Origin of the sequence: Janthinobacterium sp. ROICE36 (assembly GCF_002869965.1) — a bacterium.
GTDB lineage: Bacteria > Pseudomonadota > Gammaproteobacteria > Burkholderiales > Burkholderiaceae_D > Janthinobacterium.
In genome coordinates, this window is record NZ_PEBS01000028.1 from 59,192 (window position 1) to 65,737 (window position 6,546).

General features: G+C 62.6%; 5 protein-coding genes. All 5 read right to left on the reverse strand.

Annotated elements, in window-relative coordinates; genetic code table 11:
* Window positions 1–131 precede the first annotated feature (131 nt).
* The 5 genes from trpA to CSZ94_RS13500 all read right to left on the reverse strand — a co-directional run bounded on the left by trpA (window position 132) and on the right by CSZ94_RS13500 (window position 6,249).
* The gene (trpA, locus tag CSZ94_RS13480) at window positions 132–929 is read right to left on the reverse strand and encodes a tryptophan synthase subunit alpha (protein ID WP_102121963.1); all 798 of its coding nucleotides are present in this window, start codon (window positions 927–929) and stop codon (window positions 132–134) included.
* 61 nt (window positions 930–990) lie between these two features.
* On the reverse strand, window positions 991–2,253 hold the full coding sequence (trpB, locus tag CSZ94_RS13485; protein ID WP_102121964.1) for a tryptophan synthase subunit beta: 1,263 nt from the start codon (window positions 2,251–2,253) through the stop codon (window positions 991–993).
* Window positions 2,246–2,929: a phosphoribosylanthranilate isomerase gene (locus CSZ94_RS13490; RefSeq protein WP_102121965.1), complete on the reverse strand. Its 684-nt coding sequence runs from the start codon at window positions 2,927–2,929 to the stop codon at window positions 2,246–2,248. Before CSZ94_RS13490 ends, trpB begins: the two co-directional genes overlap by 8 nt.
* Window positions 2,930–2,951: 22 nt before the next feature.
* On the reverse strand, window positions 2,952–3,782 hold the full coding sequence (gene truA / locus CSZ94_RS13495) for a tRNA pseudouridine(38-40) synthase TruA (protein ID WP_102121966.1): 831 nt from the start codon (window positions 3,780–3,782) through the stop codon (window positions 2,952–2,954).
* Window positions 3,783–3,828: 46 nt separating this feature from the next.
* Window positions 3,829–6,249 carry a FimV/HubP family polar landmark protein gene (locus CSZ94_RS13500; RefSeq protein WP_308410561.1) on the reverse strand — a complete coding sequence of 807 codons (2,421 nt, stop codon included), beginning with the start codon at window positions 6,247–6,249 and terminating at the stop codon, window positions 3,829–3,831.
* Between the last annotated feature and the right edge of the window lie 297 nt (window positions 6,250–6,546).

Here is a 6,546-nt window from a genome sequence, read left to right on the forward strand (position 1 = left end):
ACGCCCCGCAGGGCGCCACCAACAATTTTATCTATTGCACAATAACAGGCATTCAGTGGCCGAAGTGTAGCCGTTTATCGCCGGGCTGTCGAACTTTGCCGCCAACGCAAATGCGTCAACGGCAAGCTTGCTCAGGCATCCAGTGCGGCGCGGATACCTGCCGTAAAGCTGCGCACGGCGTCGACGGCGCCTCCTGGCGGCGCATTTTCAATCTCCTGGATGATGCGGCTGCCGATCACGACCGCATCAGCCACCTTGGCCACGGCCTTGGCCGTGGCGCCGTCGCGGATGCCGAAGCCGACGCCGATAGGTAATTTTACATGTTGGCGGATGGCAGCGAGGCGCTCTGCCACCTGTTCCGTATCAATGTTGCCTGCACCTGTGACACCCTTGAGCGACACATAATAGCTGAAGCCACCGCCGACCTTGGCCACTTGCGCGATGCGCTCTTCGGTCGAGGTGGGCGCCAGCAGGAAGATCAGGTCGAGGCCGGCCGCGCGCATGGCCGCGGCAAATTGCTCGCACTCCTCGGGCGGATAGTCGACGACGATGGCGCCATCGGCGCCGGCCGCTTGCGCTGCATCAATAAACGCGGCGCTGCCGATGCGCTCGATGGGGTTGGCGTAACCCATCAGTACCACGGGCGTCGTCTGGTTTGTTACACGGAACTGACGCACATAGCCGAACACGTCGTGGATGCCGACATTGAATTTCAAGGCGCGTTCGCAGGCGCGCTGGATGACGGGGCCTTCGGCCATCGGGTCGGAAAACGGCACGCCCAGCTCCAGTATGTCGGCGCCGCCCTCGACGAGCGCGTGCATCAGGGGCACGGTGGCGTCAGGGCCGGGGACGCCGGCGGTAATAAAGGTGACCAGGCCGGTCGTGTTGGTCGATTTTAAATTGGCAAAGGTGGCGGCGATACGGGACATGGTGAGCTTTCTTGACGGTAAATAAATGGAATATTTTTCAAACCCAACCGCAAATGCCGGGTTAAGAGAAATTCAATCCCATGCGCTCCGCCACGGTATGCATGTCCTTGTCGCCACGGCCCGACAGGTTGGCCAGCACGATCTGGTCTTTCGGCAAGGTGGCCGCCAGCTTGGCCGCGTAGGCCAGTGCGTGCGACGATTCCAGGGCCGGGATGATGCCTTCGATATGACAACAGTCGTGGAAGGCTTGCAAGGCCTCGTCATCCGTGATGGACACGTATTGCGCGCGCCCCAAGTCTTTCAGCCACGCATGTTCCGGCCCCACACCCGGATAGTCCAGGCCGGCCGAGACGGAATGCGTCTCGATGATCTGGCCATTCTCATCCTGCAGCAGATAGGTGCGGTTGCCATGCAGCACGCCCGGGAAGCCCGCCGCCAGCGAAGCCGAGTGCTTGCCCGTATCCAACCCTTCGCCGGCCGCTTCCACGCCGATCAGTTTGACATCCTTCTGGTCGATATACGGGTAAAAGATGCCCATGGCGTTCGAGCCGCCGCCGATGCAAGCCACCACGTAGTCGGGCTGGCGGCCCGTCATTTCCGGCATCTGCACCAGACATTCCTCGCCGATCACGGACTGGAAGTCGCGCACCATCATGGGATACGGATGGGGGCCGGCCACGGTGCCGATGATATAAAAAGTGTTTTCGATGTTGGTGACCCAGTCGCGCATGGCTTCGTTCAGCGCATCCTTGAGGGTCTTGGAGCCGGATTCGACGGGCACCACGGTCGCGCCCAGCAATTTCATGCGGTACACGTTCTGCGCCTGGCGCTTGACGTCTTCGCTCCCCATGTAGACTACGCATTCGAGGCCGAAGCGGGCACAGATGGTGGCCGTGGCCACGCCATGCTGGCCGGCACCCGTCTCGGCGATGATGCGCGGCTTGCCCATGCGCTTGGCCAGCAAAGCCTGGCCGATCACGTTATTGATCTTGTGCGCGCCCGTATGGTTCAAGTCTTCGCGCTTGAAATAGATTTGCGCGCCGCCCGCCATCTCGGACCAGCGCTTGGCGTGGTAGATGGGCGACGGACGGCCCACGAAGTGTTTCAACTCGTAGCGGAATTCTTCCAGGAATTCCGGGTCGACGCTGTAGCGCGCGTAGGCGTCTTTCAGCTCGGCCAGCGCGTGCGTAAGCGTTTCGGCAACAAATGCGCCGCCGTACGGGCCGAAGTGGCCGCGCAGGTCAGGAAAAGGGTAATCGGTGGCGTGGAACAATGCGGCGGCGGCGCCGGGCGCGGCGCTATGGTCGTTCGTGTGGTCATTCATGGTGGTTTCCTCTGGCAATGATGGCATCGGCATCCTGCACCGCGGCGATAAACGCGCGGACTCTGGATGCGTCCTTGATACCCTTGGACGCTTCGACACCACTGCTGATGTCGACGGCGTAAGGGCGCACGCGCACCACTGCGTCAGTCGCGTTTTGTACGCTCAAGCCACCACTTAAAACGACCCGAGGCGCGAGTTCTTCTGGAATGAGGGACCAATCAAATACCTTTCCTGCACCGCCGTAGGCATCCACATAGGTATCGAGCAAGAGGCTGGAGAACAAGGGACTGGCAGCGCGATAGCGCTGTTCGTATTCTAGCAAATCTTCGAAAGAGGTGTCAGGTTTGACGCGGAACACTTGCATAAACGGCGTATTCACGGCGCCGGCCAGCGCGGCGCTGTGTTCGGGCGTCTCGTCGCCATGAAATTGCAGCAGCGACAAGGGCCCCACGGCCTTGGTGGCCCGCACTTCTTCCACCGTGGCGTTGACGAACAAGCCCACCGTCGTCACATAGGGCGGCATGGCGGCGATCAGGCTGGCCGCCTGCTCGGGCGTCACGTAACGGGGGCTTTGCGGATAAAACACGAAACCGATGGCGTCGGCGCCCGCCGCCACCACGGCCTGGATGTCTTCGGCGCGGGTCAGGCCGCAGATCTTGATGCGTGTGCGAGACATGCTATTCCTTTATTGATGCAGATCAAAACCAGGGCAAGGCGCTGCTACTGTCTTGCGGCAACGCCCACTTGGGATCGTAATCGATCTGCGCCAGGTACAAGCCGTCTGGCATGAAGGTGGGCGCCGCCGCGTGGCGATCTTTACTTTCCAGCAACTGCCCCAGCCAGTCCGGCTTTTCGCGTCCCGTGCCGATATACACAAGCGAGCCGACCAGGTTGCGCACCATGTGGTGCAAAAAGGCATTCGCCGTAATGGTAAAGATAACGCAATCGCCGCGCCGCTCGATGCGGATGTCATGCATCAGCTTGACGGGCGACTTGGCCTGGCATTGCGCGGCGCGGAAGGCCGTGAAATCGTGCCAGCCCAAGAGCGGCTGCACGGCCTGGCGCATCAGTTCCACGTCCAGCGGACGGAAAAAGAAGCCGGCACGCCCTTCCACCAGGGGCGAGCGGGTGGCGTTGTTATACAACACATAATGATAGGTACGCGCGCGGGCGCTGAAGCGGGCGTGGAAGAAATCGTTGACGGTGGGGTCGCCGGCCAGCTCCTTGGCCCAGCGCACGGCGATGGATTTCGGCAGGAAGGCGTTGACGCCGCGCACCCACGAGTGCACGTCGCGGTTCAGTTCCGTATCGAAATGCACCACTTGCTCAAGCGCATGCACGCCCGTGTCCGTGCGGCCGGCGCAGGTGGTGGCCAGGCGCACGCGGGCAAACTGCTCCAGCGCGTTTTCCAGCTGGTCCTGCACCGTCTGCCCATCTTCCTGTTTCTGGTATCCATGCCAGGCCGTGCCGTCATACTGCAGACCGAGGACGATACGCTTGAATGGCGTTGCTGTCGTAATATTTTGCATCGAAGCATTATACCGGCGCGGCAGCCTGCCGCGCCGGCGGGCATTGCTAACTCAGTAGTGCACGCATGGTATTCGCCTTGGCGACCTGTTCAGCGCTGCCTCCCTTGATGACCTCATCGATCAGCTCGCGCGCGCCTTCCTTGTCGCCGATTTCCTGGTAAGCGATCGCCAGGTCAAGTTTGGTATCCATTTCCATGTGGATGGCCGACAGCGGGTCGTCCACGCCCACGCTGGCCGTCTTGCCATCGTTGAGGTCCAGGTCGATGCCGGACAGGTCGAATTCTTGCGCCGGCGGTATGACTTCCGGCAAGGTGGCTGGCGTTTGCGCGTCGTCAAACAGGCTGTCGATGGAAGGCTCGGCCGCCACCCGCGCGGCAGCTGGCACCACGGGCGCGTCGAGGTCGAAATGGGCCAGGTCCACGTCCTTCAACGGGTCAGGCAAAGGTGTCAGACCGGCGCCCACGCCATTTACGGGACCCGCTGGCGGTTCCAGGTCGAGGCCGAAATCCATGCTGGGGTCATAGTGCGCATCGTGCGCGGCGGACTGCGGCTTGCTGTCCGGCCCCGGCATGACGATCGGGTCGCTGGTAGTGACGGGCTCGAAATCGAGGCTGTCGAGGTCAAAGTCGAGAGGTGCACGCGCATCGCGGGCGCTCACGGAGGAAACAGGCTCTGCCGGCGCCAGGTCGGCCGCTGGGGAAGGCAGATCGTCGGGCAAGTCCATGCTCTGACCGCGCAAGTCGTCGCCGGCTCCCTTGCTGAGGCTGACGACGGCATCGTCTTCCGTATCGCCATACAGGGGGTTGGTGGGGTCGAGCGCCAGGCCCAGCGCGGCTGCCTGCGGCCACTCTTCGCCCTGGCCCCGTGTCAGGCTGTAAAGCTCGCTGGCCTGGTCTTCAAACGCGCGCACATCGTGGCGGGCCGAATAGATTTCCAGCAATTTCAAGCGGGCAGCATGGCGCTCGGGGTGGATGCGCAAGGCTTCCTTGAGGATATCTTCCGCCTGGCCATCGCGGCCATAAGCGATATACACATCCGCTTCGGCGACAGCGTCTGTTTCATTGCCTTCCAGCATGCTGGCACCCGCTGCGGCGGCCACGCCGGCAGCGGCGGCGCCTGTGCCGAACAGGTGGTTGCTCGCTTCGGACTGCTGGTCTTCCGGCGCCAGGCCGGTCGACGGCGCCACTGGCGCTTCCGGCTCGAACACTGGGGCGATATCTTCGGCGGGCGGCGGCGCTTCCTTGCGGCGGCGCGCGATCACCAGTGCGGCCACGGCCGCCAACAACGCGGCCAGGCCGATGCCGATGGCACCCAGGTGGTCGTTGATCTTGTCGGTAATGGTGGGTTCCAGCGGCGACGGTTTTTTCACCAGCGGCACCGGTTTCGCTTTGGGCACTGGCGGCTGGGCTTCGGCCGGCTTGGCAGGCGCGGGTGCGCTCTTGTCGGCCATGGCCTTGCTTTTGACCGCCATCAACTTTTCCAGGTCGCTGACGTTCTTTTCCAGCTCTTTGACGCGCGCTGCCGCTTCATCGACCTGTTTGGCCTTGGCGATCTTGTCTTCCTCGCTGGCGACGGCGCTCTTGCCGGCCGACTTGGCCGCCGACTCCGCCTTCGACAGTTTCAGCTTGTCTTGCGATTCGCTCACGGCCGTCGGCTTTTCCTGCACGCGGGTAGGCCCGATCTTGCCAGCCGTGCTTTGCGTCGCCTGCGCCGCCTTGGCCGGCTTGCTTTGCGATACCTGGCCCGCCAACTTGTTGCGGTAGGCTTCGAAATCGATGGCGTGCGCCGTCACGATACCCTTCGCTTCAGCCGCACCGGTAGCGCGCACGGTGTCGGCACCCGGCACGGCCAGGATGCGCCCGGCCTGCATGCGGTTCATGTTCTCGCCCATGAAGGCATCGGGATTGGCGCGATACAAGGCCACAAGCATCATGTCGAGCGAGACGCCCGATGGCTTCAGTTCGCTGGCGATGCGGCTCAGGGTATCGCCTGTCCTGACCTTGTATTCGCCCGCCGCCTTTTTCGGCGCGGGCGGCGTATCGGCAGCGGCGGCGGCCGGCTTGGCCTTGCCCGGCTCGACTGGCGCCGTCACTTGCGCGCCGCGCGTCTGGCGCGCTTCGGGCGTGTCGAGCACGAACGCATATTCGCGCACCTGGCGACCGCTCTTGCTGCTCAGTTCCAGCAGCAGGTCGACCATGGGTTCGGCCACCGCTTGCGCCGAGCTGATGCGGATGAAGGGCTTGCCGTTGCGGTTTTCCACGGCAAACGTCAGCGCGTTCAGGGCAGGATTGAATTCCACGTTGGCCTGGCGGTAGGCATCCGGCGGCGCCAGCTTGGCCAGCAGGCCAGCTGCCTCGCCTGGCTTGACGGCCGATAATTCGACCTCGGCGCGCAGCGGCTGGCCGGCTGCGGACAGCACCGTGATCTTGCCCAGCTCGGCTGCGGATGCCGCCGGTGACAATAACACCGCACAGGCGACAGCGCTGCTGAGTGTTTTAATGGCAAGGGAGGCGACCCGGGGACGAGTGTGTACAGGCATAATTGGCGGCATCTTAGTTGACATGGGAAAACTGTTACTTTTCCAGAGGTATCAACATATCATCATGCCCAGAGCTATGCAAGCTCCGCATGGTTGAGCCAGGGCGATTGCATGAAGGGTAGGTGCTCGGAGTGACGATAGGGTGAAATATTGCTTGTAAACACGTTGAGAAAGGCGTTTACTCTCGGTATTTGGACGCGTAAATGGCAAACGAACCGATCTCTC